Below are 25,819 nucleotides of genomic sequence, written 5' to 3'. Positions count from 1 at the left end.
ATAAGATAAAAATAATAATGTACGTATTTGTATTTATTTGTTATACTACAATTGACTATGAAATATACGGAGGAATTTGATCATGATTGAACGTTATTCAAGACCTGAAATGGCGAATATCTGGACAGAGCAAAATAGATTTGAAGCATGGTTGGAAGTTGAAATCTTAGCGAGTGAAGCATGGGCTGAATTAGGCTACATCCCTAAAGAAGACGTTAAACTCATTCGTCAAAATGCAAAAGTTGATGTAGAACGCGCTAAAGAAATCGAACTTGAAACGCGTCATGATGTTGTAGCATTTACACGTCAAGTTTCTGAAACTTTAGGTGAAGAGAAGAAATGGGTACATTATGGATTAACGAGTACAGACGTTGTGGATACTGCATTAAGCTATGTGATTAAACAAGCAAACGATATTATTGAAGCGGATTTAGAGCGCTTTATTGAAGTATTGAAACAAAAAGCATTAAAACACAAAACGACATTAATGATGGGGCGTACGCACGGTGTGCATGCTGAACCGACGACTTTCGGATTAAAGATGGCATTATGGTATATGGAAATGCAACGTAACTTAAAGCGTTTCAAAGAAGTGCGTAAAGAAATCGAAGTTGGAAAAATGAGCGGTGCAGTAGGTACATTTGCTAATATTCCACCTGAAATAGAAAGCTATGTATGTGAGAAATTAGGCATCGGCTTTGCTGAAATTTCTACACAAACATTACAACGTGATCGCCATGCATACTATATCGCGACTTTAGGGTTAATCGCGACTTCAATTGAGAAATTTGCTGTAGAAGTACGTGGTTTACAGAAAACTGAAACGCGTGAAGTTGAAGAAGCATTCGCGAAAGGTCAAAAAGGATCTTCAGCAATGCCGCATAAACGTAATCCGATCGGTTCAGAGAACGTTACAGGTATTGCACGTGTGATTCGTGGATATATTACGACAGCGTACGAGAACGTTCCGTTATGGCATGAACGTGATATTTCACATTCATCAGCTGAGCGTATTATGTTACCTGACGTAACAATTGCATTAGATTACATGTTAAACCGCTTCACAAACATTATTGATAACTTAACAGTTTACGAAGAGAACATGAAAGCGAACATGGAAAAAACATTCGGCTTAATTTACTCTCAACGTGTAATGTTAACGTTAATTGATAAAGGGATGGTACGTGAAGAAGCATATGATACAGTGCAACCGAAAGCAATGGAATCATGGGCTACTAAGACGCCATTCCGTGAATTAGTAGAAGCAGATGAAAAGATTACGAACTTATTATCTAAAGAAGAATTAGATGAGTGCTTTAACGAAAATCACCATTTAAATCAAATTGATACATTATTTAAACGTGCTGGTTTAGAATAATGTGTTGTTGAAAGGATCTCTTCGGAGATTCTTTTTTTGAAATGATAAATAATGAAACAGTTAATATTTACAAATTTATGTTAAATGAATTAAGATATAAATAAGAAACTTTAGTGGGTTACTAGGAAATAATCGCTAACTTACTGTACTTTAACGATGTAATGCGTTAAAATTTATATATATAATTTGTTGAAGGGGTGTTTTTATTGCAAATCGAAAAAATAAAGGGGAAACAGCTCGATGAATTGTTCGATGCAATTCTAACGCTAGAAACACGTGAAGAGTGTTATCAGTTTTTTGATGATTTATGTACGGTTAATGAAATTCAGTCATTATCACAACGCTTACTCGTAGCTAAAATGATTAAGCAAGGCTTTACATATGCTGCAATTGAGAAAGAGTCAGGTGCTTCTACGGCAACGATTTCACGCGTGAAACGCTCATTACAATGGGGAAATGATGCCTATACGATGGTGTTAGACAGAATGAATATCGAAACGAAAATTTAAATTGTGAAGTACTGGGTCAAGTTTGATTCAGTATTTTTTTTGTCATATAATAGGATAGAAATGAGGGCGGATTATGAAGAAGACATCTATTATCTTATGTACATTGTTACTCGCATCATGTAATCAACTGACGAAGCAAGCAGACGAAAAGCATGCTGACAATAATACGACACAGCAATCAGCACAAACGAAATCTGAGCAATCTACGTCACAACAATCAAATCAGAAACATAAAAGAACAGTGAAACAAGGTGTTACGTATATTGATGGCATATTAATTGTCAATAAAGAGATAGCATTACCGCAAGACTATGCGCCTGGAGAAAATCAGGAAGCAAGAGCAGCAGTGGATACATTAATGGCTGCAGGTAATCAGCAAGGTCTGCACTTTGCATTGCGAAGTGGCTTTAGAAGTTATGAAACGCAAGCATCGCTATATAATAGTTATGTTGCACGTGATGGTCAGGCGAAGGCGGATATGTATAGTGCGAAACCAGGACATTCGGAACATCAGACGGGGCTAGCGTTTGATTTAGGTAATGAAGCGGCAAATGATGATTTCAAAACGTCATTTGAGCAAACCGCTGAAGGAAAATGGTTAAAAGAACATGCACATGAATATGGCTTTATTATACGTTATCCTAAAGGTCAGACCGATATTACAGGGTATCAATATGAGCCATGGCACTTACGCTATTTAGGGAAAGAAACAGCACAGAAAGTTCAGGCGACTGGACTGACATTAGAAGAATATTTAGGGCTGAAGTAAGTTGAGTTTAAGGAGAAATAAATTGAAAAGAATATTAATTGCATCAGTGCTATTACTTTCAAGTTGTAGTCTGCCAAGTACATCAGAGAAATCAACGACCGAAGCGCCACAAAAGAAAGTTGTGAAACCAAAAGTTACAGTGCCTCAATATAATAAGCAAGTGATTAAAGGTGTTACGTATATTAACGGTATTATCATTGTGAATAAACAAATCAGTTTACCATCTACATATAATCCTGGTGAAAATAAAGAAGCAAGAGCGGCGTTAAATCAAATGATTAAAGATGCTGCGCAAGATAATATGCATTTAGTGATTCGAAGTGGCTATCGCTCATATGCTGATCAACAAGCGTTGTATAACAGTTTCGTGGCGAAAGATGGACAAGCAATGGCTGAAACGTACAGTGCAAAGCCCGGACAGTCGGAACATCAAACGGGACTTGCTTTTGATATAGGGTCACGTGAATCTGTAGCTGATATGAGTATTCAGTTTGGTCAAACAGAAGAAGGGAACTGGCTGAAAGCGCACGCGCATGAATATGGGTTTATTATTCGGTATGGTAAAGGAAAGACACATATTACAGGATATCAATATGAACCGTGGCATATTCGATATGTTGGCAAAAATCATGCAGCGCGTTTATATCGTTCAGGTCAGACGTTAGAAGAGTATTTGGGTGTATATAAGCCATCGGTTAACAAGAAAAAAGTAACGCAAAGTAAAGCGGCAAATACGAAAGCACAGCCAACGACTGAAAAGACGACAACTGAACAATCAACGACTGAACAACCGACAATAGAACAAACACCAATTGTACAGTCATCTATTGTTAATAAACAGCCGAGTAGTGAAATGCCGATAAGTACAGAGCAATCGATGTCAAAGATACAAATAAGTACAGAACAACCATTATTCACGCGATAAATGATTGATAGAATTACTTGAAAACCGAACGAAGACGATAAATCAGTGATTTATTAGTTTTCTTCGGTTTTTTTGTGGGGAGACGCATTGAATACGGTTTCTAAACGCATTGAATACTGCCTCTAAACGGCATATTCAATGCAGGATCTCGTCAAATTTCAGCAACACTTTCAAAATCAAAGAGCGATTTTTCAGTGTTGCTTCCAATTTGTTCGATCCTAAACGCATTGAATACTGCCTCTATCTTAAAAAATGATATAATATTCATTATTATTATAAAAGGAGATTCGAAATGTACGAGATTCAAGATTGGCAACATATATTCAAACTAGATCCTGCAAAAACGATTAGCGATTCAGATTTAGAGCTGATTTGTGAATCGGGAACGGATGCGATATTAATTGGTGGTACAGACAATGTAACAATGGAAAATGTACTGGATTTAATGAGTCGTGTACGTCGATATCCAGTGCCTTGTGTATTAGAGATTTCAAATATTGAAAGTGCTATTCCAGGCTTTGATCATTATTTAATTCCTTCAGTATTAAACAGTCACAATGTCCATTTCCATAACGGTTTATTGCACGAAGCAGTCAAACAAATGGGACATATGATGGACTTTGATTTATTTACGATGGAAGGTTATATCGTATTAAACGCAAATAGTAAAGTAGCACAACTTACAGATAGTAATACTGCATTAAGTCGTGAAGATGTCGCTGCATATGCTGAAATGATCGAGCATTTATATGGTTTAAAAGCGATGTATATTGAATACAGTGGTACGTATGGTGATGTTCAAATAGTAAAAGCAGCGAAAGATAGACTTAATCGTACGCGTTTAATTTATGGTGGCGGTATTGATTCACTTCAAAAAGCACAGGAAATGTTTGAAGTGGCAGATACGATTGTTGTCGGTAACGTTATTTATTCAGATTTAAAAAGCGCATTACAAACAGTTAAAGTTAGGGGTTAATATTTGTGAATGATTTATTAAAAAATATGAACGAAGAACAGCGTAACGCAGTTAAGACAACAGAAGGTCCACTGCTCATTATGGCAGGTGCCGGATCGGGTAAGACGCGTGTGTTGACACATCGTATTGCTTACTTAATTGATGAGAAAGATGTATCGCCGTACAAAATATTAGCGATTACTTTCACGAACAAAGCAGCGAAAGAAATGAAAGAACGTGTTAAAAATATCATTGGAGATGCTTCAGATGTAATCTGGATTTCAACATTCCACTCAATGTGTGTCAGAATACTGCGTCGCGATATCGATAGAATTGGAATAGAACGTAACTTCACAATTCTTGATCCGACAGACCAACGTTCAGTCGTTAAAGATATATTAAAGAAAGAAAATATTGATCCGAAAAAATATGACCCGAGAATGTTTGTAGGTGAAATTTCTAATTTAAAGAATGAGCTTAAAACACCAGAAGATGCTGAATTAAATGCGAATGACTTTATGAGTATTATGGTGGCAAAAGTATATAAACAATATCAAGAGAAATTACTGAAGAACCACGCATTAGACTTCGATGATTTAATTATGGTGACGTTAAAGTTATTCGAACGTGTGCCTGAAGTATTAGATTATTATCAGAATAAGTTCCAGTATATTCACGTTGATGAGTATCAGGATACGAATAGAGCACAATATTTGTTAGTGAAAATGCTGGCTGCTAAATTCAAGAATTTATGTGTAGTAGGGGATTCGGACCAGTCGATATACGGATGGCGCGGCGCGGATATTTATAATATTTTAAGTTTTGAAGAAGATTATAAAGATGCGAAGACCATTTTCTTAGAACGCAACTACAGATCGACGAAGAATATATTATTTGCTGCAAATGAAGTCATAAAAAATAATACAGAACGTAAACCGAAAGCATTATGGACAGATAATGACCACGGCTCTAAAATCAATTACTTTAAAGCACAGTCAGAACGTTCTGAAGCAGAATATATTGTATCAGAAATATTAAAGAAAAAACGTGACGGGTATGACTTGAAAGACATGGCAATCCTTTATCGTACAAATGCACAATCGCGTGTGCTTGAAGAAACACTCATGAAATCAAATGTAAACTATACGATGGTTGGCGGTACAAAGTTCTATGATAGAAAAGAAATTAAAGACTTATTAAGTTATTTACGTTTAATTGCGAATAGCAATGAAGATATTAGTTTCGCACGTATTATTAATACACCGAAGCGCGGAATCGGTCCATCAGCATTAGATAAGATTATTGCATACGCTGAAAATAATGGTTTAAGTTACTTCGATGCATTAGCTGAAGTTGACTTTATCGGTTTACCGAAGAAGACGACTGAAACACTTGTCCAGTTCTATAACATGATGGATAACTTAATGAAACAGCAGGAGTTCTTAAGCATTACAGAATTAACAGAAGAAGTGTTAGAGAAAACGGGATACATCAACATGCTGGAAGCGGAAAATACGTTAGAATCACAGTCACGTATTGAAAATATTCAGGAGTTTATGTCTGTTCCGAAAGATTATGAGAAAGACACACCTGACGAAGAACAATCACTGATTAATTTCTTAACGGATTTACAACTCGTTGCAGATGTTGATAATGCAGACTTAGAAGCTGGTATTACGTTAATGACGATGCACTCAGCGAAAGGTCTGGAGTTTAAAGTCGTGTTTATTGCAGGTCTTGAAGAAACAATCTTCCCGCATTCAAGAAGTTTAAATAGCGATACAGAAATGGAAGAGGAACGTCGTTTAATGTATGTTGCAATAACGCGTGCGGAAGAGCATTTATATTTAACGCATGCGGATATGCGTAGTTTATATGGACGCACACAAGCCAATCGAAAGTCACGATTTATTTCTGAAATTCCGGATGACATTTTAGACACACCGGTACGTCCTGGACTTCCGAAAGGTGTGAAACGCGGTCCAGCTAGACGTATGTCTAGTCCTAATACAAATGCAAATATGAATATTCAAAGTGAGTACAAAGTTGGCGATAAAGTGATGCATAAATCATGGGGTGAAGGTTTAGTAAGTAATGTGAGTGTTAAGAACGGTTCTACGGAACTGGATATTATATTTAAATCTGTCGGTTTAAAACGCTTATTAAGTCAGTTTGCACCGATTGAAAAGAAGGAGTAAGCAATGGACAAAAGAGTACAGGAACTACATCAGCTATTACACCAATATAACTATGAATATCATGTACTGGATAATCCATCTGTACCTGATGCTGAATATGATAAATTGTTACATGAATTAATAGCGATTGAAGCGCAGCATCCAGAACTGAGAACTGACGATTCACCAACAGTACGTGTAGGTGCTGAACCGCTATCGAAATTTGATAAAGTGGATCATGATACCCCAATGTTAAGTCTAGGTAATGCATTCAGTGAAGAAGATTTGTTAGCATTTGATACACGTGTTAGAAATGAAGTTGGCGATGTCGAATACATGGTTGAACTGAAGATTGATGGGCTTGCAGTATCACTTAAATATGTGGACGGTAAGTTCGTTCAAGGATTGACGCGTGGTGATGGAACTACTGGAGAGAATATTACAGAGAATTTAAGAACGATATATGCAATACCGTTAACAATTAAAGAACCGTTAACATTTGAAGTGCGCGGGGAAGCTTATATGCCAAGAAAGTCATTTATCGCACTTAATAAACAACGCGAGGCAAATGGCGAGCAACTTGCAGCGAATCCACGTAATGCGGCAGCTGGTTCTTTACGTCAGCTGGATTCTAGACTTGCTGCCAAAAGAAAGCTTGATATCTTCTTATACAGTGTGAATGATTTACGTGAAATCAATGCGACGAGCCAAAGTGACGCATTAGATCGATTAGATGAGATTGGATTCAAGACGAATCATGAACGTAAATTATGCAACAATATTCAGGAAGTATTTGACTATATTAAAGTATGGACTGAAAAGCGTAATGACTTAGCATATGATATAGACGGCATCGTTATTAAAGTCAATGATTTAGCGAAACAAGATGAACTTGGGTTTACAGCGAAATCACCGAAATGGGCAATTGCATATAAATTTCCTGCTGAAGAAGTGGTGACGACGCTTAAAGATATTGAATTATCGATTGGTAGAACAGGTGTTGTAACACCGACAGCAATATTAGAACCCGTAAGTGTTGCTGGAACGACAGTCGGACGTGCATCTTTACACAATGAAGATTTAATTCATGAGAAAGATATTCGTATCGGTGATGCTGTTGTTATACGTAAAGCAGGTGAGATTATTCCTGAAGTTGTGCGTGTCGTACTGGAACGTCGTCCGGAAGGCACTGAAGTGTATCACATGCCTGAAGTATGCCCGTCATGTGGCCATGAACTTGTCCGTATCGAAGGAGAAGTCGCGCTGCGCTGTATTAATCCGAAATGTGATGCGAAGCTCGTTGAAGGCGTCATCCATTTTGTATCAAGAACTGCGATGAATATTGACGGTTTAGGTGAACGCATCGTTCAAAGTTTATATCAGGAAGAGATTATTAATGACGTTGCAGATATTTATAATCTTGAAAGAGAACAACTATTACCACTCGAACGAATGGGTGAAAAGAAAGTTGATAAATTATTAGCAGCGATTGAAGCATCGAAATCCAATTCACTTGAACGTTTATTATTCGGATTAGGTATTCGTCATTTAGGCGCTAAAGCATGTCAAATATTAGCCCAGGAATATCATACGATGGAACGTTTAAAATCTGTTACAATAGAAGAGCTAACAGCAGTTGATGATATCGGCCATAAAATGGCACAATCGCTAGTGACTTATATGCAAAACGAAGATATTATTAAGTTAATTGATAAACTTGCCGCTAGCGGTGTTAACATGAATTATAATGGACAAAAGAAAGAAGATATCGCGCTGCATCCGGTATTTGGCAATAAAACAATCGTATTAACAGGTAAACTTAATATTATGTCACGTAGTGATGCGACGAAAGCATTGACGAATTTAGGTGCGAAAGTGACAAGTTCGGTGACAAAGAAGACTGATTTATTAATTGCTGGAGAAGATGCAGGAAGTAAACTTGCTAAAGCGGAATCGTTAGGCATTGAAGTATGGAATGAAACGATGATGATTGATGCACTTAAGTAATAGTTAAGGAGAAAACGATGAAACGATTAGGCTATTTAGTATTATCTACGCTGCTTCTCGCAAGTTGTTCGAACACGGATAATACAGCAAACGAACAATCTAAGAAAAAAGAAGAAAAGCAAATTTCAACGGATATTCAAATCTCAAATGATTATTATAGAACGTTATTACCGTTCAAAGAAAGTCAGGCTCGTGGATTAACGAGTTCTAATATGGCGAGTAGCTATAACGGAGAAGCGTTTGAGACAGGGTTATTACGTATTAGTAAAAATGTCTTTTCGCCAGAAGATTATTTATACCGTGATGGACAATTATTGACGAAGAATGCAGTTGAAAGTTATTTAGAACCGCAATATACAAAAGAAGAAATCGATAATATGGATAAAGATGAACGTATTGAGAAAAATGCGTATGCCAATTTTGGGTTAAATCCGTCACATAAAGGTGAGACGGATCCTGAGAAGATCGCTAAAAGATCGCCAGCTTATTTGTCGCATATTATTGAACAGGATTTCTATACAGAGTCTGATGCGAAGCGCGATAAAATATCGGGTATGACGATTGGACTTGCAATGAATAGTGTGTATTATTATCAAAAAGAGCAGTACGGAGAAGTGTATAGTGAAAAGCTCGATAAAAAAGAAGTCGAGAAAAAAGGTAAAGAAATGGCAGATGAAATCTTATCTCGTTTACGTGTGAAACAAGAGTTAAAAGATATACCGATTACATTTGCGATTTATATTCAGTCTTCAGCGGAAAGTATTACGCCGGGTAATTTTGTGTCGTATGCTGAGAGTGAAGAAGGTAGTAAGAAGATTGGTAAATGGAAAGCTGTTAATGAGAAATATGTGTTATTACCGTCAGGTGAAGCAAATGAGTTAAATGAAAAGTTAAACAATGACTATAAACAATTTAATGATCAACTGCAGACGTATTTCCCTAATTTCACGCAATCTATTGGGACAGGATATTTTGAGAATGATTCAATTAAATCGTTGCATATTAATGTGCCTTTAGATTATTTTGGGAAAGCAGAAGTGATTGGGATTACACAATATATTGCTGATTTATCAATGAAGCATTTCAGCCAAATTGACGATGTTGAGATTTCGATTGTCGATAATGATAAACCATTGGCGTTAATTGTGAAAAAGAAAGCGGATAAAGAACCGAAGATTCATGTGTATCAGCAATAGAGGTTATTTTCAATGCGTTTAGGATCGAACAAATTGGAAGCAACGCTAAGAAATCGCTCGTGATTTAGAAAAAGAAGCTATAAGAATATAAAAATAGGGCGGGGACAAATTGTCCCCGCCCTATTGATGCATTTATATAGCACTTTTAACTTCTTACAATACGTTTCATTTCATCAAATTCATCAATAATACGTTGCTCTGGTTTCGGTGTCATCATTGAAACTAAGACCGTTGATACGAAGCTGATGATGAATCCTGGAATGATTTCGTAAAGTACAAATATACCTTTATTATCACCTAAAATTCCTTGCATAACAATCCAGAAAATTACTGTTATAGATCCTAAAATCATTCCTGTAATCGCACCTTGCTTAGATAAGCCTTTCCAGAATAAAGAAAGTAAAACTAAAGGTCCAAAAGCAGCACCAAATCCTGCCCAAGCTTTACCAACATACGCTAGAATTGTTTCGTTAGGGCTCCAAGCAATGGCACCAGCAACGATTGCCACGAATAAAACTGATAATCTACCGACCATTACAAATTCTTTTTCTCTTGAAACGTCGCTTAAATCTGTTTTCTTAAGTAACATGTAGAAATCTTGTGTTAATGCTGAACTTGTTACTAATAATTGTGAAGAAATTGTACTCATAATAGCTGCTAATATAGCGGCTAAGAAGAATCCAGCTATTAATGGATGGAAGAGTACTTGACTCATCATTACAAAAATTGTTTCTGGGTTTTCTAATTTAACGCCTGATTTATTTACAAACGCTATACCAATTAAACCTGTCATACATGCACCGATTAATGAAACTGCCATCCATGATATACCGATACGTCTTGCGGCAGGTAACATTTTATGAGATTTAATTGACATAAAACGAACGATAATATGGGGTTGTCCGAAGTAACCTAATCCCCAAGCGACTGCTGAAATAATACCAACAGTCGTTGTACCTTTAAACCAATCTAAATTTGTTGGTTCTAATTCCGCAATCGTATTGAAAGTATCTAATCCATTTAGCTTTAATAGAGCAACTAGTGGTACTAATACTAATGCAATTAACATGATAACGCCTTGGAAGAAATCGGTTAATGATACTGCTAAGTAACCACCGAATAAAGTATAGATAATAACGATACCAGCGGTTAAAACTAGACCTAAATGATAATCTAATCCAAATGCACTTTCAAATAATACTCCACCGGAAACCATACCGGCTTGAGTATACAATGTAAAGAAGACTACAATAACTAATCCTGATATAATCTTTAAAATACGTGTATGATCACTAACGCGCTTCTCGAAGAAATCTGGTAAAGTAATTGCGTTATCTGCAAGTTCAGTATAAACACGTAACCTTGGTGCTACTAAAATATAGTTAAGCCATGCACCAATTGTTAATCCAATGGCAATCCATGTTGCAGATAATCCGACGCTATAAACTTCACCCGGCAATCCCATCAGCATCCAGCCACTCATATCTGCAGCACCTGCAGATAACGCAGTAACTAATGCGCCTAAGTTACGACCACCAAGCATATACTCATCAAGTGTACTCGTTGATTGTTTATAGGCATAGTATCCAATAGCAAGTAAAATTAAAAAGTAAACTGCGATCATGACATACGTCATCCATGTCGCTTCAATCTTTACATTTTGAAACGTATTACCTAATAAAAACATATAAATCCCCCTTTTAGTCCTTTACCTCATTAAATCAGAATATTTACATTATTCATTATAATCTTAACTAAAGCGTTTTCATAGATATATTTTAAATATTTTAGATTTTTATCGAAAAATTTGATAAAATCTAAGGATGATACAAAGTTCAGGAGGAATATATTCATGTCAAAAGTTACAAACGAGCAAGTAAAGCACGTTGCACATCTCGCACGTCTTGAAATCACTGAAGAAGAAGCAACGAAGTTTAGTGCACAGTTAGAAGCGATATTAAACTTTGCAGACCAGTTAGAAGAAGTGGATACTGAGAATGTTGAACCGACGTTCCACGTATTAGATCTTCAAAATGTATTGCGTGAAGATGTTGCGCATAAAAGTTTAACACAAGAAGAGATATTAAAGAATGCGCGTAGCACTGAAGCGGGTCAATTTAAAGTGCCATCGATTTTAGACGGAGGAGAATAATAATGTCATTAAGATATGAATCTATCGAAAATTTAACAAAATTGATTCAAGAGAAGAAAGTTAAACCTTCTGAATTAATTGAAGAAACATTTAAAAATATTAAACAAGACGATGCAGTAATCAATTCGTTTTTAGCGTTGGATGAAGCGGTCGCAATGGACAAAGCGAAGCAAATGGATAACCAGGAACCAACGGGTAAGCTATTTGGTATTCCGATGGGAATTAAAGATAACATCGTTACTAAAGATTTAGAAACGACATGTGCATCAAAAATCTTAACAGGATTTAACCCGGTTTATGATGCAACAGTAATGAATAAATTAAATGCTGAGAACGGTATTGTTGTCGGTAAATTAAACATGGATGAATTCGCCATGGGTGGATCTACTGAGAATTCATTCTACAAACAAACAGTGAATCCATTTGATCACAGTGCAGTACCAGGTGGTTCTTCAGGTGGTAGTGCAGCAGCAGTTGCCGCAAGTTTAGTACCATTCTCATTAGGTAGTGATACAGGTGGTTCGATTCGTCAGCCAGCATCTTACTGTGGTGTTGTCGGAATGAAACCAACGTATGGTCGTGTATCTCGTTATGGATTAGTTGCATTTGCATCTTCATTAGATCAAATCGGACCTATTACACGTAATGTAAAAGATAATGCGAAAGTGTTAGAAATTATTTCTGGACATGATGCAATGGATTCTACAAGCGCGCCAGTTGAAGATGTAGATTTCACTTCTTCAATTGAGAAAGACATTAAAGGTTTACGTGTTGCAGTGCCTAAAGAATATTTAGGTGAAGGTGTATCTGAAGAAGTACGTACATCTGTTCAAAATGCAATTAAAGCACTTGAAAAAATGGGTGCTGAAATTTCAGAAGTTTCATTACCAAATTCAAAATATGGTGTAGCAACTTACTACATTTTATCTTCAAGTGAAGCATCAGCAAACTTAGCACGTTTCGATGGTATTCGTTACGGCTACCAGGCTGAAGGTGCGAAGAACTTAGAAGAGTTATACAAAAAGACGCGTCAGGAAGGTTTCGGTGACGAAGTGAAACGTCGTATTATGTTAGGAACATATGCTTTAAGTTCTGGTTATTACGATGCTTATTACAAAAAAGCTCAAAAAGTACGTACGTTAATTAATCAAGACTTTGAACGCGTATTTGCTGATTATGATATTATCGTTGGACCAACAGCACCAACTGTAGCGTTTGATTTAGGTGCACAATTAAATGATCCATTAACAATGTATGCGAATGATATTTTAACGATTCCTATTAACTTAGCAGGTCTTCCGTCAATGTCTATTCCTTGTGGTGAGGCAAACGGTCGACCAATCGGACTTCAGTTAATCGGTAAGCCATTCGATGAGAAATTATTATACAACGTGGCATATAATTACGAACAAGTATTTAATATGTCTGAACGCTATCAATCATTATAAGGAGAATTGAATTATGCATTTTGAAACAGTAATTGGACTAGAAGTCCACGTAGAACTTAAAACAGAATCAAAAATGTTCTCAGCTTCTCCTGCGCATTTCGGAGCTGAACCGAACACGAACGTAAGTGTTATTGATTTAGGGTATCCAGGTGTATTACCTGTAGTAAATAAGACGGCAGTAGACTGGGCAATGCGTGCTGCAATGGCATTAAACATGGATATTCGTACATCAACGAAATTCGACCGTAAAAACTATTTCTATCCGGATAATCCGAAAGCTTACCAGATTTCACAATTTGATGAGCCGATCGGTGAGAATGGTTATATTGATATCGAAGTGAACGGTGAGACGAAACGTATCGGTATTACACGGCTTCACATGGAAGAAGATGCTGGGAAATTAAATCATAAAGATGGTTATTCTTTAGTCGATTTAAACCGTCAAGGGACGCCACTAGTTGAAATCGTATCAGAACCAGATATTCGCACGCCTGAAGAAGCATATGCATATTTAGAGAAATTAAAAGCGATCATTCAATATACTGGCGTTTCTGACGTACGTATGGAAGAAGGTTCATTACGTTGTGATGCGAATATTTCATTACGTCCAGTAGGACAAGAGAAATTCGGTACGAAAGCTGAACTTAAGAACTTAAACTCATTCTCTTACGTTAAGAAAGGGCTTGAGCACGAAGTTAAACGTCAGGAAGAAGTATTACTTAACGGTGGAGAAATTTTACAGGAAACACGTCGTTTTGATGAAGCGACTGGTAAGACAATTCTAATGCGTGTAAAAGAAGGGTCTGACGATTACAGATACTTCCCGGAACCGGATTTAGTACCTTTATTTATTGATGAAGCATGGAAAGAACGCGTGCGCGCTTCTATTCCTGAATTACCAGATAAACGTAAAGAGAAGTACGTTTCAGAATACGGTTTGCCGGCATATGATGCGCACGTATTAACGTTAACGAAAGAAATGTCTGATTTCTTTGAAGAGATGATCGCTTTAAATGCGGACGCTAAACTTTCTTCAAACTGGTTAATGGGTGGCGTAAACGAGTATTTAAATAAAAACCAGAAAGAATTACATGAAACGAAATTAACACCAGAAAACTTAGCTGAAATGGTGAAATTAATCGCAGACGGTACAATTTCATCTAAAATCGCTAAAAAAGTATTTGCTGACACTGTGGAAACAGGAAAAGCACCGAAAGTGATTATGGAAGAACAAGGATTAGTTCAAATTTCTGATCCGGAACAATTAAAAGCATTCGTTACAGAAGCTTTAGATAACAATCCCCAATCTATCGAAGATTTTAAGAACGGTAAAGGAAAAGCGACTGGCTTCTTAGTAGGACAAATTATGAAGATTTCTAAAGGTCAGGCAAATCCACAAATGGTTAATAAAATTCTTAAAGAAGAATTAGAGAAGCGTTAATATTGTAATACTGAAACCCTAATTTGAAGTGTGTGAGCACTCTTTTTAGGGTTTTTATTATACAATGCATATGGATACTGATACTATTAATTTAATGAATATCGTAGAGGAGTGAATAATATGATAGATTTACATAACCATATATTGTTTGGCATTGATGATGGTGCGCAGACGAAAGAAGATACATTAAATATGGCACGTGCAGCACAGGCACAAGGTATTACGGATATTATCGCTACACCACATCACAAAATTGGTGTATATGAGAACTTTGGACCGAAGATAAAAGCGCTGGCAGAAGAAGTGAATACAATTATTGCGGCAGAAGGTATACCTGTGAAAGTGCATCCGAGTCAGGAAATTCGAATTTATGGCGACGTTGTAGAAGATTTAAAGTCAGGTAAAGCGTTGACGCTTACGGAGAACGGACCGTATGTGTTAATAGAGTTTCCTTCGAATGAAGTACCGGTGTTTACAGAACAGTTGTTTACGAAATTAGCATTAGAAGGATATATACCGATTATTGCACATCCTGAAAGAAATACTGAGCTGCAGAAGAATCCTAATAAATTAGCGAAATTAATTGAATTAGGGGCGTTAGCTCAAGTGACAGCAGGGGTTGTCTGTGGTCAGTTAGGTGAATACAGTAAACAATGTGCTGAGATGATGATGGAACATCGTTTAATTCATATTGTGGCCAGTGATGCACATAATGTTACATCGAGAAATTACTATATGAAAGAAGCGTATGATGTTATTGAGCAGCAGTATGGTATTGAAGAAGTGAATAAATATAAAGAAAACGCTCAAAAAGTGTTGGCTGGTGAAACGATCCGCTATGTGAGTCCGTTAGAAGTAGAAACGAAAGATAGAGTTGAGAAAACTAAAAAGAAAAAGAAGAAATTATTCGGATTGTTTTAGGAGACGCCGTTTACAGGCAATCGAACGGGCGTTTAGAGGCAGGCGGCTGTATTCACGAAATACGGGCGCTTACTTCCACATAGAAAGACAAAAATATCCCCACGTTTAACTACATTTAAACGTGGGGATATTTTTATTTAAATAAGTATTTATTAATAGATTGTACCCATTGCTCTACACCTTTATCTGTTAATAAACCATCTTTTATATCATAATATTTTTCAATTGATTTATCATTCGGCCATTGATTTGCCTGGTCAACATAATAAAAGTCATTGTTCTCATTGCTAAAGTATTTCGATTCAGCTTGTTGGTATGTTTTGAAATCAGCATCATCATATTCTGGACGTGTACCGACAATAATAATTTGCGTTTTATTTTTCTTTGCATCTTTATATAGTTTTTCAATCGCCGCATTATGTTCATCTACTGAAACATTACCGAAGTAATCATTTAAAGTCAGCGCATCTAATATTATTAAATTAGGTTTTGTTTTATTGATTTTATCGAAATCAATTGTAGAAGACTCGTTTGCAACTTCAAGCTCGTTTAACTTAATTTTTTTATCGATATTTTTTTCTAATTCGTCTTTGACAGATGAGTTATTATTTGACGTTTGGTAAGGAGTATTGACAATTGTAATATTCATTTGTTCTTTGTCTTTTACCGCGTCAGTATATACTTTCTGGAACGTTTTATTTTTAAATAAGTTCTCATTAGCCTCATCTTTAGTTTCTGATTTCGTGTCAGAAGTTTCCTTCTTCTCTTTACTCTTCTCATCAGATTGTTGTGTTGAGATATTCTTTTCTTCTGGGTTAGCGCCAGTTACTCGGTTTTCCCAAAAATTATACCCGAGAGCGATGATAATAATGGCTACTAAAACATAAACCCAAAATAATACATTCTTCATATTGTAATGAACCTCCCGTAATTTTTATAAATGTGTTGATCGAAACACAATATGTATCTTGAATAATAAATTTCACAACTTTAATTATGACACAAAATAGTAATAATATTAAGTTTAATGTAAGAATAAAAGGATATATTAAGAAAATAGATTGATTAACGTGAAAAAATTGATGATGAAATATTTCTAAAATTTACACAAAATTAATAATTGATTGGTATTATTAATAAAAACAACAAATCTTGTATGAGTATAAACATAAAGAGACGAATAATATACAAAGATAAATAGATGTTAAATATTGCCCGTATTGGAGGAATTATATGATAGACTATACGCCGTGTAATGATAAAGATTATCATCAAATATTTATACATGAGGCGAAAGAACTAATCGAAATCTTTAGAAATGAAATCGTTGAGCTACATCATTTTGGTAATAATGCCGTGAAGGATATACCAGGAAATATGACAATTGATATATTACCAATTGTTAAATCGTTATCGCAGGTGAGTTTGTTTGTGGATAAGATGGAAGCATTGGGATATAAAGAAATGGATGCACAATTATTTACGGATGATGAGTGTAGATTATTTGTTGCGAAGAAGCATCAGTTGACGTATTATGTGACGATGATTGAGCGATCGAATCATGAAGCGATTTCGAGAAGGCTTGCTTTAAGAGATTATTTGCGCGCGCATAAAGCGGAGCGATTAGCTTATGCAAAGTATAAAATGAAGCAAGCAGTGCAAAATCGAAATGATTATAAGATGTACAAACATTTTACGAGTGATTATATTTTGAATCTGGAAAAGAAAGCACTGCAATGGTATCGTTCGCAAAGCAGATGATAGAAAATAATCTATAGAATAATAGCATATTGGTTCATTTACCCCTTTTGAAATCTATTAGATTTTGAAGGGGGTTTTTATTGATGCGAATTATATTGTTTGAAAGAAGGAACGCAAAAGTTAATGATATTAAATCGTGGCTACATAGAACAATCAAAAAATCAAAATTTGTTGTTTGATTATTCAGCTTGTCGTTATCCTATGGGATTTGATTTTGATGAAATATATTATTTCAATGAGGAAAATATAGATAAAGTTATTTTTAATGGGTTTGAAGATGAAGAAGAATTGAGATATAGAGAGCTGTATCAAGTTGCTATTAATGATCCAGGTTTAAACTATAGAAAGGGAATAGTTGAAAATAGTCATAAGATCGTCAGCGAAGAAACTGAATAACTATAAAATAAAAAGCCCATCTGAAATACAAATGAAAATTTCAGATGGGTTTTGATAATAATGACTTACTTATTTAATTAAACACTATCCCTCCAGTACAACCACTTTCTTCTTCATCCTTATTTCCGACGCTATATCCCAAAGCCTAACCCATCAATTTCCCCATACTATCCCGTGTATGAAAATTGCTTATTTATCAGTTTACTGTAAAATGAAAGTAATCATGAATTTATAAAAGGGTAGGGATAAATATGACTTCTGTTAACATCGCAAAAAACGAAAACGATATTACATTACAACTTCAAATGGCTAACCGCCACGGTTTAATCGCAGGTGCTACTGGTACCGGTAAAACTGTAACTTTAAAAGTATTGGCAGAGCAATTCTCTAAAAATGGCGTACCTGTCTTCTTAGCAGATATTAAAGGCGATCTTGCAAGCATCGCCGAGCCAATGACAATCAACGAAAAGATTCAACAACGTTTAACGGATTTAAATATAACGGATTATGCTCCAGCAAGTTATCCAGTCCGTTTATGGGATATTTTCGGTACTGACGGTGCCCCTGTTAGAGCGACAATCACTGAAATGGGTCCTTTATTATTAGCGCGTTTACTAGAACTTAACGATACACAAACAGGTGTCTTAAACATTGCATTTAAAATCAGTGATGACAACGGTTTATTATTATTAGACTTGAAAGATTTACAAGCATTACTGAAAGATATGGCAGACAACGCTTCAACGTATAGTAGTCAATACGGTAATATTACGAAGCAATCTGTCGGTTCAATTCAACGTAAATTATTAGCGTTTGAATCTCAAGGTGGTCAGGATTTCTTTGGAGAACCTGCACTAAGCTTAACAGATTTCATGGAAGTAAGCCCTGACGGCAAAGGTATGATTAACGTCTTAATGGCAAACAATTTATATACGAAACCAATATTATATTCAACATTCTTATTATGGCTACTGACTGAATTATTCGAAGAACTTCCAGAAGTCGGCGATATGGATAAACCTAAATTAGTCTTCTTCTTCGATGAAGCCCATTTATTATTTAAAGACGCACCATCTTCATTCGTAACACAAGTAGAGCAAGTTGTTCGTCTTGTACGTTCTAAAGGTGTCGGTGTATATTTCATTACACAAAACCCAATCGACTTACCAGACGAAGTATTAGGTCAGCTGGGTAACCGTGTACAACATGCATTACGTTCATTCACACCAAGAGATCAAAAAGCAGTAAAGAGTGCCGCTGAAACATTCAGACAAAATCCTGATTTAGATGTTGCTTCAGTTATCGGCGAATTAAAAACAGGTGAAGCCTTAATTTCATGCTTAAATGAAGATGGACAACCGAGCATCGTACAACGTGCTTTCATCCGTCCACCGGAAAGTAAGATTGGGGTTATTGATCCAACAGTTAAACAGTCTGTATTAAACCAAAATCCTTATCAGGCGAAATATGGTAAAGCTGTCGACAGAGAGAGTGCATACGAAATGCTGCAACAAAAGTTTACAGCAGTAGAAGTGGAACAACAAAAAGCTGAACAGGAAAAGGTTGAAGAAAAGACGGTTAAAGCAGAAAAACGCCAACCTAAATCAGAATTACAAAAAGTTGCAACAAGCGTACTAACAAGTGTCGGCCGACAAATTGGTCGTGAAATCGTAAGAAATTTATTCGGTGGTAGAAGAAGATAATGAAGAATCACTGGAAATATATTATACTCATCTTGATTAATATAATGCTATTCGTTGTGATGATGCTGCCTGTCATCCAGGCAAACACGGTTTATACAAAAGCTGTACAAGTTGGTATTGTCATCGTAACATTTATATTAATTAGAATTTACTTCAAAGATAGAGGATATTTAAACGAGAAGAAATAGGTGGTGTGCTTTTTGAGAAAAAGAGCGAGAATTATATATAATCCTACATCTGGTCGTGAGTTATTTAAGAAATCACTAGCGGATGTATTGATTAAATTAGAAGATGCGGGCTATGAAACGAGTGCCTATGCCACAAAAGCTTCGGGTGATGCGATTCAGGCTGCGCGTCAAGCGGTGGAAGACCGCTTTGATTTAGTAATTGCTTCAGGTGGCGATGGTACGATTAATGAAGTAATTAACGGCATCGCTGAACAGGACTATCGTCCGAATATTGGCGTTATTCCAATGGGAACAGTTAATGATTTCGGTCGTGCATTATTAATCCCAAAAGATATTATGCAGGCTGTTGATGTAATTATTGAGGGCAATACAGTGCCGGTCGATGTCGGTAAGATGAACAATCGATATTTCATTAATATTGCAGGTGGCGGTAAGATTACAGAAGTGAGTTACGAAGCCCCAAGTAAACTTAAGACGGTACTAGGTCCACTGGCTTATTATATTAAAGGTTTAGAAATGTTACCTGAAATTAAAGCGACAGATATCCGTATTGAATATGATGGGAATGTATTTAGTGGCGAAGTGATGTTATTCTTAATCGGATTAACGAATTCGGTTGGAGGATTTGAGAGATTAGTACCGGATGCGTCGATTAATGATGGCTATTTCACACTCCTTTTCTTAGAGAAAGTGAATTTCGCTGAATTTGGTCATGTGTTCTCTCTGGCATCACGTGGTGACCATATTAAACATCCGAAAGTCCATTACGTAAAGGCGAAAGATATTAAAGTTTCAAGCTTTGAAAAAGTACAATTAAATGTGGATGGAGAATTTGGTGGTATCTTACCTGCGCACTTTATTAATCTGGAACGTCATATCAATGTGTACAGCCAACTTGATGTCATCCATCCTGATAAAGAAAATGAAATTAGAACGCAATATACGAAAGATTTAGAGTCATAAGTCCATTTATAAAAAAAACCTCAACTTTAATCTGGATTGGATTAAAGTTGAGGTTTATTTTTTATAAATAGACGCGTTGATCAGAAGGAAGAACGATTGATTTCACTAATATAAGTTTAATGTGGATCTAAGCAAGCTAAATTTTATCTGTAAATTCATCTAATAATTCGTCGTATTCAAAGTTACGATGTGATGGATATAAACTCAGTCCACCATCAGCTACAATAGTCTGGCCAGTAATATATTTACTTTCTGAACTTGCAAGAAATGCTGCTACATTTGCAATTTCATCCGGTTCGGCGACATAACCCATCGGTACGAACATATCCGCATCATGTTTATCTTCTTGTGTTTTAAAGTTTTCAGCATTGATCGGTGTGTTAATGCTGCCTGGTGCGATATTATTTACTCTAATCTGCACACGTGCATATTCTAAGGCTAAACTTTGTGTCATTAACTTTACGCCGCCTTTACTCGCTGAGTAATGCGCATAATGTGGCCATGGAATAATTTCATGCACGCTTGAAATATTAATAATACTGCCTTTAAATTTGCGTTCCATAAAGTGGTTAAGTGCAAGTTGACACCCGATAAATGTGCCACGTAAGTTCACATTAATCACTTTATCAAAATCTTCTATAGACATCGTATGACTTGGAATGTCAGATTGAATACCGGCATTATTAACCATTATATGAAATGCGCCGAAATGTTGAATCGTTGCATTCATAAGATGTTCCATCTCATTCTTGTTTGTTGTATCTGCTTGAATCGCAAGAGCATCGACACCAAGTGCTTTAATAATATCGATAAGTTTATTCGCTTCATCTTCTCGTGAATGATAGTTAATTACTACATGAACACCTTCTTTCGCATAACGAATTGCAGTTGCTCTTCCGATACCTGACGCGCCACCCGTGATTATCGCTACTTTACCTTTTAAATCATTATACATGTCGTCACTCCTTTTTTATTTGTAATACCCGCAAAATCTTCTGTTAATCAATCGTGTGAAATGTGACATTCATTTCATTATTTAATAAAATAAAGATGAAAGGTGGCACAATAATGTATAAATTATCGATATTAGCAACGACAGATACGCATAGTCATATTAGTTTATATGATTATTTCTTAGAAACAGAAATGCATATTAACGGTTTAATCTTAGCAGGTAGCAAGATTGAAGCATTGAAATCAATCAATGAACAGCAAGGTATTGCAACGCTTGTTGTAGATAATGGTGATATACTGCAAGGCAATATTATGGCGGATTATGCTGCAGAAACGAATCCGTCGATTCATCCGGCAATCAATATGATGAACGAAATCGGTTATGATGCTGGTACGTTAGGTAATCATGAATTTAATTACGGTTTACCTTATTTAGAGCGAGCACATCAACAAGCGCAGTTTCCACTTGTGAATTGTAATGTAAAGTACATCAACGGAGATTATGTTGTGTCACCATACCATATTGTTGAGAAAGCATTTCATGATGGCACAAAAATAAAAATCGGTATTACAGGAGTCGTTCCGGAACAAATCATGATGTGGGACGAGGAGCACTTGAATGGACGCGTTATTGTGGAAGATATGTACGATGCCTTGTACCAGTATAGTAATGAGTTGAAAATGATGGGTTGTGACATCGTTGTTGCTTTAATGCATACAGGGCTGGACCAGGAACAATTAAAAGAGATGCGTGGTATTGAGAATCAAGTATACCAATTAGCACAAATTAAAGCGGTTGATGCATTTGTATTTGGCCATACACATCAGCAATTTCCTGGACCTGACTATCAAGGGATTCCTAATGTGGATGCTGATGTAGGGAAAGTATTTCATGCGTACGGTGTACAGCCGATGTGTTTCGCAAGTCATATCGGAAGCATTGATTTAACGCTGGAAAAGACGGATCAAGGGTTTACTGTTGTTGGTGGTCAAAGTCGTGTGATTGAGCTGAAGAACAGTGATGTCAATATTAATACACATTTAGTGCAAGTGAATCAAGCGGCACATCGTGGTGTCCTTGAATATGTGAAGCATCCTATCGGTGAAACGACAGGTCATCATGATAGCTATTTCGCACAATTAGGTCCAAGTACAGTTGTTGAAGTGATTGCAAAAGCTGCTAAACAAAAAGTTGAACAATTAATTGCCAGTGATCAACTAAAAATTGCGGCCTCTCATATTATTTCAACAAGTGCGCCGATAAAAGCAGGACGTGATGGGATTAATGACTATATTGATATCGACGAAGGACCATTAACTTTAAAGGACGCAATTAATATTTATCGCTTTCCGAATAAGCTTGCTGCTGTAAATGTTTCCGGTAAAGTATTAAGGGAATGGGTGGAATGGAGTGTCTCTTGTTATAACACGATAGATCATGAATATATTGTGAAAGATAACAAATCGACTGCACCAGGATTCCCGAGTTACAATATGGATATTTTCTATGAATTAAACTATTGTATAGACTTATCCCGTGAAGCAAGGTACAGTAATGTAGGTGAGAAAATAAATGACACGTATCGTATTAAAGATTTAACGTATTTAAATGATCCTGTTGAAGATACACAGCAATATACCGTATTAACGACGGACTACCGTATGAATTTTTGCCCGATATTAAAGGATAGTTCGGTAACAAAGATTCAGCTTGATGATATCGAAATAAGACAAATCATTATCGACTATATTAAAACATATGGCATGGATTTTGAAGCAACAAGACCATTTACGTTTGTACAGGACGGCATCTTTAAATTTAAATCCAGCCCGAATGGAAAAGGCCATTTACAACCGGGTATTACAGCAACGGAATTGTACGACGATGACTATTTAATTTACGAACTGAACACAGCTTTATCGAAGGAATAGGGCATTACTTCTTGCAAGACCATCAAAATATTTGAGTCCGATTCAATATTTTGAAATAAACCATTAGGAGAACATATGAAACAAATTAATTTTAACAAGAATGACGAATTACAAGGGACAGTAGTAGACTTAACGCACGAAGGAGCAGGTGTTGTTAAGATTGATGATTATCCGTTTTTCGTTGAAGGCGCATTGCCAGGAGAATCAGTAACGATTAAAGTCATGAAAGTTGGGAAGACATTCGGTTTCGCACGCCTTATGTCTGTTCAAACAGAAAGTCCGGATCGTGTACCTGAGAAAGATATTATTGGTCGCCAGATTGGAACGATGACGTTGCAGCATTTAGCATATCCTGCGCAACTTAAATTTAAGCAGCATTTAGTACAAAGTGCATTTGAGCGTTTAGGAAAGTTTAAAGGTGTTAAAGTGGATGAAACGATTGGTATGGAAGTACCTTATGAGTATCGTAATAAAGCGCAGATTCCAGTGAGATCAGTTGACGGCATGCTTGAAACAGGATTCTTTAGAAAGAATAGTCATCAGTTAGTACCTGTTGAGAATTTCTATATTCAACATAAAGACATTGATGAAGCGATTGTGAAAGTAAGAGATATTCTACGTAAATATGATATCGTACCTTATAACGAACGTAACCATAATGGTGAAATCCGTCATATCGTAGTGAAACGTGGTCATTATACAGGGCAGTTAATGATTATTTTAGTAACGAACAAGAAGCGTCTACAAAATATCGAATCTATTACACATGATATTGTAAATACGATTGATAACGTGGAAAGCGTTGTATTGAATTTCAATAATCAAGAAGGTAATGCGATATTAGGACGTAATAATACTGTGTTACATGGTACACCGTATTATACGGATAAGATGTTAGGATTAGAGTTTAGAGTATCTCCAAATTCGTTCTTCCAAGTCAATACACCACAAGCAGAAGCACTGTATAAATTAGCGCTTGAAGCGGCGGATTTAAACGGTACTGAAACAGTGTTGGATGCTTATTGTGGTATCGGTACAATCTCGTTAGCATTAGCAAAAGAAGCGAAACAAGTTTATGCGATGGAAATTGTACATGAATCGATTAAGATGGCAAAACAGAACGCGAAACTTAATGGTATTGAAAATGCGCATTTTGAAACAGGTGCTGCAGATGAAATATTACCGAAGTGGAGCGAAGAAGGCGTGAAGTTTGATGTTGCGGTTGTCGATCCACCTCGTAAAGGTTTAGATGACGACTTTATTCAAACGTTAATCGCACAAAATCCTAAGAAAATTGTTTATGTCAGCTGTAATCCATCAACATGTGCCCGCGACTGCCGTAAATTTGCAGATGCTGGATACAAATTAGAAACAGTGAAGCCAGTGGATTTATTCCCACAAACAGCCCATACTGAAGTTGTCGTTAGACTTACGAAGTAATATTAAAAAAAGCCTTGGAGACAAGGCTTTTTATTTTTTACGATTTTATAGGAAATAAGCGCAAGTACTGCAATATGATTATGAATGCGCTAAATCATAAATTTCTTTTATATCCACAGGCAGATTATTTGGGATAATAGTTTTTAATCTATCTTCATTGCCATCTTGAATCGCCTGTTCATAATACCAACTTTTGAATTTTAGCATTGCAAGGTGCTTTTCGAGTTGTTTTATTTCATTATCTAAACGAATTTTATTGTCATCAAAAAGTTGTTTTCTTTCTGGATAGGTAGAAGGTCCTTCTTCACACCACTGCATAAATTGTTTTATATCTTTAATTTCTACGCCTGAACGTTTTAAACATTCAATTACATTTAAACCTTCTATTTCAACAGCACTAAATTTTCTAATGCCATTTGATCTTGTCAGCGTAGGAAAAAGTCCTTCCTTATCATAATAACGTAGCGTTGATATCGGTAAATTAAACATTTTTGATACTTCTCCTATTGTATACACTATAAATTCCTCCAAAACATTTGACCTAAAGTCAGGTTTAGGTTTTAGAATGATTGTATCATAAAAATTAGAAAGTTAATACGAGGAG

Annotated in this window: 23 protein-coding genes; 19 read left to right on the top strand and 4 right to left on the bottom strand. The window is 36.1% G+C overall.

From position 1 onward, the window contains the following. Positions 1-82: 82 nt before the first annotated feature. The 8 genes from purB to OCL94_RS08715 all read left to right on the top strand — a co-directional run bounded on the left by purB (position 83) and on the right by OCL94_RS08715 (position 9,916). Positions 83-1,378, top strand: coding sequence for an adenylosuccinate lyase (gene purB / locus OCL94_RS08750; protein ID WP_262996543.1), 1,296 nt, complete (start codon positions 83-85; stop codon positions 1,376-1,378). Positions 1,379-1,584: 206 nt separating this feature from the next. Continuing rightward, the gene (locus tag OCL94_RS08745; RefSeq protein ID WP_262996542.1) at positions 1,585-1,887 is read left to right on the top strand and encodes a YerC/YecD family TrpR-related protein; all 303 of its coding nucleotides are present in this window, start codon (positions 1,585-1,587) and stop codon (positions 1,885-1,887) included. Between the two features lie 73 nt (positions 1,888-1,960). After that, entirely contained in the window at positions 1,961-2,656 is a 696-nt protein-coding gene (locus tag OCL94_RS08740) for a M15 family metallopeptidase (RefSeq protein ID WP_262996541.1), read from the top strand. A 22-nt stretch (positions 2,657-2,678) separates the two neighbouring features. Beyond that, on the top strand, positions 2,679-3,581 hold the full coding sequence (locus tag OCL94_RS08735; protein ID WP_262996540.1) for a M15 family metallopeptidase: 903 nt from the start codon (positions 2,679-2,681) through the stop codon (positions 3,579-3,581). 292 nt (positions 3,582-3,873) lie between these two features. Continuing rightward, positions 3,874-4,557: a heptaprenylglyceryl phosphate synthase gene (gene pcrB / locus OCL94_RS08730; RefSeq protein ID WP_262996539.1), complete on the top strand. Its 684-nt coding sequence runs from the start codon at positions 3,874-3,876 to the stop codon at positions 4,555-4,557. 5 nt (positions 4,558-4,562) lie between these two features. Further along, positions 4,563-6,734 (top strand): DNA helicase PcrA, encoded by a 2,172-nt coding sequence (gene pcrA / locus OCL94_RS08725; protein WP_262996538.1) that lies wholly within the window; start codon positions 4,563-4,565, stop codon positions 6,732-6,734. A 3-nt stretch (positions 6,735-6,737) separates the two neighbouring features. Then, on the top strand, positions 6,738-8,720 hold the full coding sequence (gene ligA, locus OCL94_RS08720; RefSeq protein ID WP_262996537.1) for an NAD-dependent DNA ligase LigA: 1,983 nt from the start codon (positions 6,738-6,740) through the stop codon (positions 8,718-8,720). 17 nt (positions 8,721-8,737) lie between these two features. Next, positions 8,738-9,916 carry a CamS family sex pheromone protein gene (locus tag OCL94_RS08715; protein WP_262996536.1) on the top strand — a complete coding sequence of 393 codons (1,179 nt, stop codon included), beginning with the start codon at positions 8,738-8,740 and terminating at the stop codon, positions 9,914-9,916. Positions 9,917-10,061: 145 nt separating this feature from the next. On the opposite strand, the gene putP is transcribed toward OCL94_RS08715, so the two are convergent. Continuing rightward, positions 10,062-11,603, bottom strand: coding sequence for a sodium/proline symporter PutP (putP, locus tag OCL94_RS08710; protein ID WP_262996535.1), 1,542 nt, complete (start codon positions 11,601-11,603; stop codon positions 10,062-10,064). Positions 11,604-11,768: 165 nt separating this feature from the next. On the opposite strand from putP, the gene gatC reads away from it, so the two are divergent. The 4 genes from gatC to OCL94_RS08690 all read left to right on the top strand — a co-directional run bounded on the left by gatC (position 11,769) and on the right by OCL94_RS08690 (position 15,878). After that, positions 11,769-12,068, top strand: a complete 300-nt coding sequence (gene gatC / locus OCL94_RS08705) for an Asp-tRNA(Asn)/Glu-tRNA(Gln) amidotransferase subunit GatC (protein WP_262996534.1) — start codon at positions 11,769-11,771, stop codon at positions 12,066-12,068. Between the two features lie 2 nt (positions 12,069-12,070). Then, positions 12,071-13,516, top strand: coding sequence for an Asp-tRNA(Asn)/Glu-tRNA(Gln) amidotransferase subunit GatA (gene gatA / locus OCL94_RS08700; RefSeq protein WP_262996533.1), 1,446 nt, complete (start codon positions 12,071-12,073; stop codon positions 13,514-13,516). A 13-nt stretch (positions 13,517-13,529) separates the two neighbouring features. Further along, positions 13,530-14,957: an Asp-tRNA(Asn)/Glu-tRNA(Gln) amidotransferase subunit GatB gene (gene gatB / locus OCL94_RS08695; RefSeq protein WP_262996532.1), complete on the top strand. Its 1,428-nt coding sequence runs from the start codon at positions 13,530-13,532 to the stop codon at positions 14,955-14,957. A gap of 120 nt (positions 14,958-15,077) precedes the next feature. After that, entirely contained in the window at positions 15,078-15,878 is an 801-nt protein-coding gene (locus OCL94_RS08690) for a tyrosine-protein phosphatase (RefSeq protein WP_262996531.1), read from the top strand. 133 nt (positions 15,879-16,011) lie between these two features. Here OCL94_RS08690 and OCL94_RS08685 read toward each other — a convergent pair whose 3' ends face one another. Continuing rightward, the gene (locus tag OCL94_RS08685; RefSeq protein WP_262996530.1) at positions 16,012-16,788 is read right to left on the bottom strand and encodes an ABC transporter permease; all 777 of its coding nucleotides are present in this window, start codon (positions 16,786-16,788) and stop codon (positions 16,012-16,014) included. Between the two features lie 323 nt (positions 16,789-17,111). Between OCL94_RS08685 and OCL94_RS08680 the strand changes: the two genes are divergently transcribed. From OCL94_RS08680 to OCL94_RS08660, 5 genes are all read left to right on the top strand, one after another. Continuing rightward, entirely contained in the window at positions 17,112-17,639 is a 528-nt protein-coding gene (locus OCL94_RS08680) for a GrpB family protein (protein ID WP_262996529.1), read from the top strand. 99 nt (positions 17,640-17,738) lie between these two features. Beyond that, a complete protein-coding gene (locus OCL94_RS08675) occupies positions 17,739-18,035 on the top strand; it encodes a DUF4176 domain-containing protein (protein WP_262996528.1) in 297 nt (98 codons plus the stop codon). A 251-nt stretch (positions 18,036-18,286) separates the two neighbouring features. Continuing rightward, entirely contained in the window at positions 18,287-19,738 is a 1,452-nt protein-coding gene (locus tag OCL94_RS08670; protein WP_262996527.1) for a DUF853 domain-containing protein, read from the top strand. Further along, positions 19,738-19,926, top strand: a complete 189-nt coding sequence (locus tag OCL94_RS08665; protein ID WP_262996526.1) for a hypothetical protein — start codon at positions 19,738-19,740, stop codon at positions 19,924-19,926. The genes OCL94_RS08670 and OCL94_RS08665 overlap by 1 nt, the downstream gene beginning before the upstream one ends. Before the next feature lie 12 nt (positions 19,927-19,938). Beyond that, complete coding sequence (locus OCL94_RS08660) at positions 19,939-20,889, top strand: diacylglycerol kinase (RefSeq protein WP_262996525.1); 951 nt, start codon at positions 19,939-19,941, stop codon at positions 20,887-20,889. Positions 20,890-21,025: 136 nt separating this feature from the next. On the opposite strand, the gene OCL94_RS08655 is transcribed toward OCL94_RS08660, so the two are convergent. After that, positions 21,026-21,844, bottom strand: a complete 819-nt coding sequence (locus OCL94_RS08655) for a glucose 1-dehydrogenase (RefSeq protein WP_262996524.1) — start codon at positions 21,842-21,844, stop codon at positions 21,026-21,028. Positions 21,845-21,957: 113 nt separating this feature from the next. On the opposite strand from OCL94_RS08655, the gene OCL94_RS08650 reads away from it, so the two are divergent. Further along, a complete protein-coding gene (locus OCL94_RS08650) occupies positions 21,958-23,775 on the top strand; it encodes a 5'-nucleotidase C-terminal domain-containing protein (RefSeq protein ID WP_262996523.1) in 1,818 nt (605 codons plus the stop codon). Positions 23,776-23,850: 75 nt separating this feature from the next. Next, positions 23,851-25,215, top strand: coding sequence for a 23S rRNA (uracil(1939)-C(5))-methyltransferase RlmD (rlmD, locus tag OCL94_RS08645; protein WP_262996522.1), 1,365 nt, complete (start codon positions 23,851-23,853; stop codon positions 25,213-25,215). A 78-nt stretch (positions 25,216-25,293) separates the two neighbouring features. Here rlmD and OCL94_RS08640 read toward each other — a convergent pair whose 3' ends face one another. Further along, positions 25,294-25,731 carry a MerR family transcriptional regulator gene (locus tag OCL94_RS08640; RefSeq protein ID WP_262996521.1) on the bottom strand — a complete coding sequence of 146 codons (438 nt, stop codon included), beginning with the start codon at positions 25,729-25,731 and terminating at the stop codon, positions 25,294-25,296. Between the last annotated feature and the right edge of the window lie 88 nt (positions 25,732-25,819).

This window comes from Macrococcus capreoli, assembly GCF_025628935.1.
Taxonomy (GTDB): Bacteria; Bacillota; Bacilli; order Staphylococcales; family Staphylococcaceae; genus Macrococcoides; species Macrococcoides capreoli.
The sequence above is the reverse complement of the archived record's forward strand: the minus strand, read 5'-3'. Positions and strand labels throughout refer to the sequence as shown.

Excerpts from the sequence above, each read along its gene's own strand:
- OCL94_RS08685 (WP_262996530.1), bottom strand. The coding sequence starts at position 16,788 with ATGAAGAATGTATTATTTTGGGTTTATGTTTTAGTAGCCATTATTATC.
- pcrB (WP_262996539.1), top strand. The coding sequence starts at position 3,874 with ATGTACGAGATTCAAGATTGGCAACATATATTCAAACTAGATCCTGCA.
- gatA (WP_262996533.1), top strand. The coding sequence starts at position 12,071 with ATGTCATTAAGATATGAATCTATCGAAAATTTAACAAAATTGATTCAA.
- OCL94_RS08740 (WP_262996541.1), top strand. The coding sequence starts at position 1,961 with ATGAAGAAGACATCTATTATCTTATGTACATTGTTACTCGCATCATGT.
- OCL94_RS08680 (WP_262996529.1), top strand. The coding sequence starts at position 17,112 with ATGATAGACTATACGCCGTGTAATGATAAAGATTATCATCAAATATTT.
- purB (WP_262996543.1), top strand. The coding sequence starts at position 83 with ATGATTGAACGTTATTCAAGACCTGAAATGGCGAATATCTGGACAGAG.
- putP (WP_262996535.1), bottom strand. The coding sequence starts at position 11,603 with ATGTTTTTATTAGGTAATACGTTTCAAAATGTAAAGATTGAAGCGACA.
- gatC (WP_262996534.1), top strand. The coding sequence starts at position 11,769 with ATGTCAAAAGTTACAAACGAGCAAGTAAAGCACGTTGCACATCTCGCA.
- OCL94_RS08655 (WP_262996524.1), bottom strand. The coding sequence starts at position 21,844 with ATGTATAATGATTTAAAAGGTAAAGTAGCGATAATCACGGGTGGCGCG.
- OCL94_RS08665 (WP_262996526.1), top strand. The coding sequence starts at position 19,738 with ATGAAGAATCACTGGAAATATATTATACTCATCTTGATTAATATAATG.
- rlmD (WP_262996522.1), top strand. The coding sequence starts at position 23,851 with ATGAAACAAATTAATTTTAACAAGAATGACGAATTACAAGGGACAGTA.
- OCL94_RS08650 (WP_262996523.1), top strand. The coding sequence starts at position 21,958 with ATGTATAAATTATCGATATTAGCAACGACAGATACGCATAGTCATATT.
- gatB (WP_262996532.1), top strand. The coding sequence starts at position 13,530 with ATGCATTTTGAAACAGTAATTGGACTAGAAGTCCACGTAGAACTTAAA.
- ligA (WP_262996537.1), top strand. The coding sequence starts at position 6,738 with ATGGACAAAAGAGTACAGGAACTACATCAGCTATTACACCAATATAAC.
- OCL94_RS08690 (WP_262996531.1), top strand. The coding sequence starts at position 15,078 with ATGATAGATTTACATAACCATATATTGTTTGGCATTGATGATGGTGCG.
- OCL94_RS08670 (WP_262996527.1), top strand. The coding sequence starts at position 18,287 with ATGACTTCTGTTAACATCGCAAAAAACGAAAACGATATTACATTACAA.
- OCL94_RS08715 (WP_262996536.1), top strand. The coding sequence starts at position 8,738 with ATGAAACGATTAGGCTATTTAGTATTATCTACGCTGCTTCTCGCAAGT.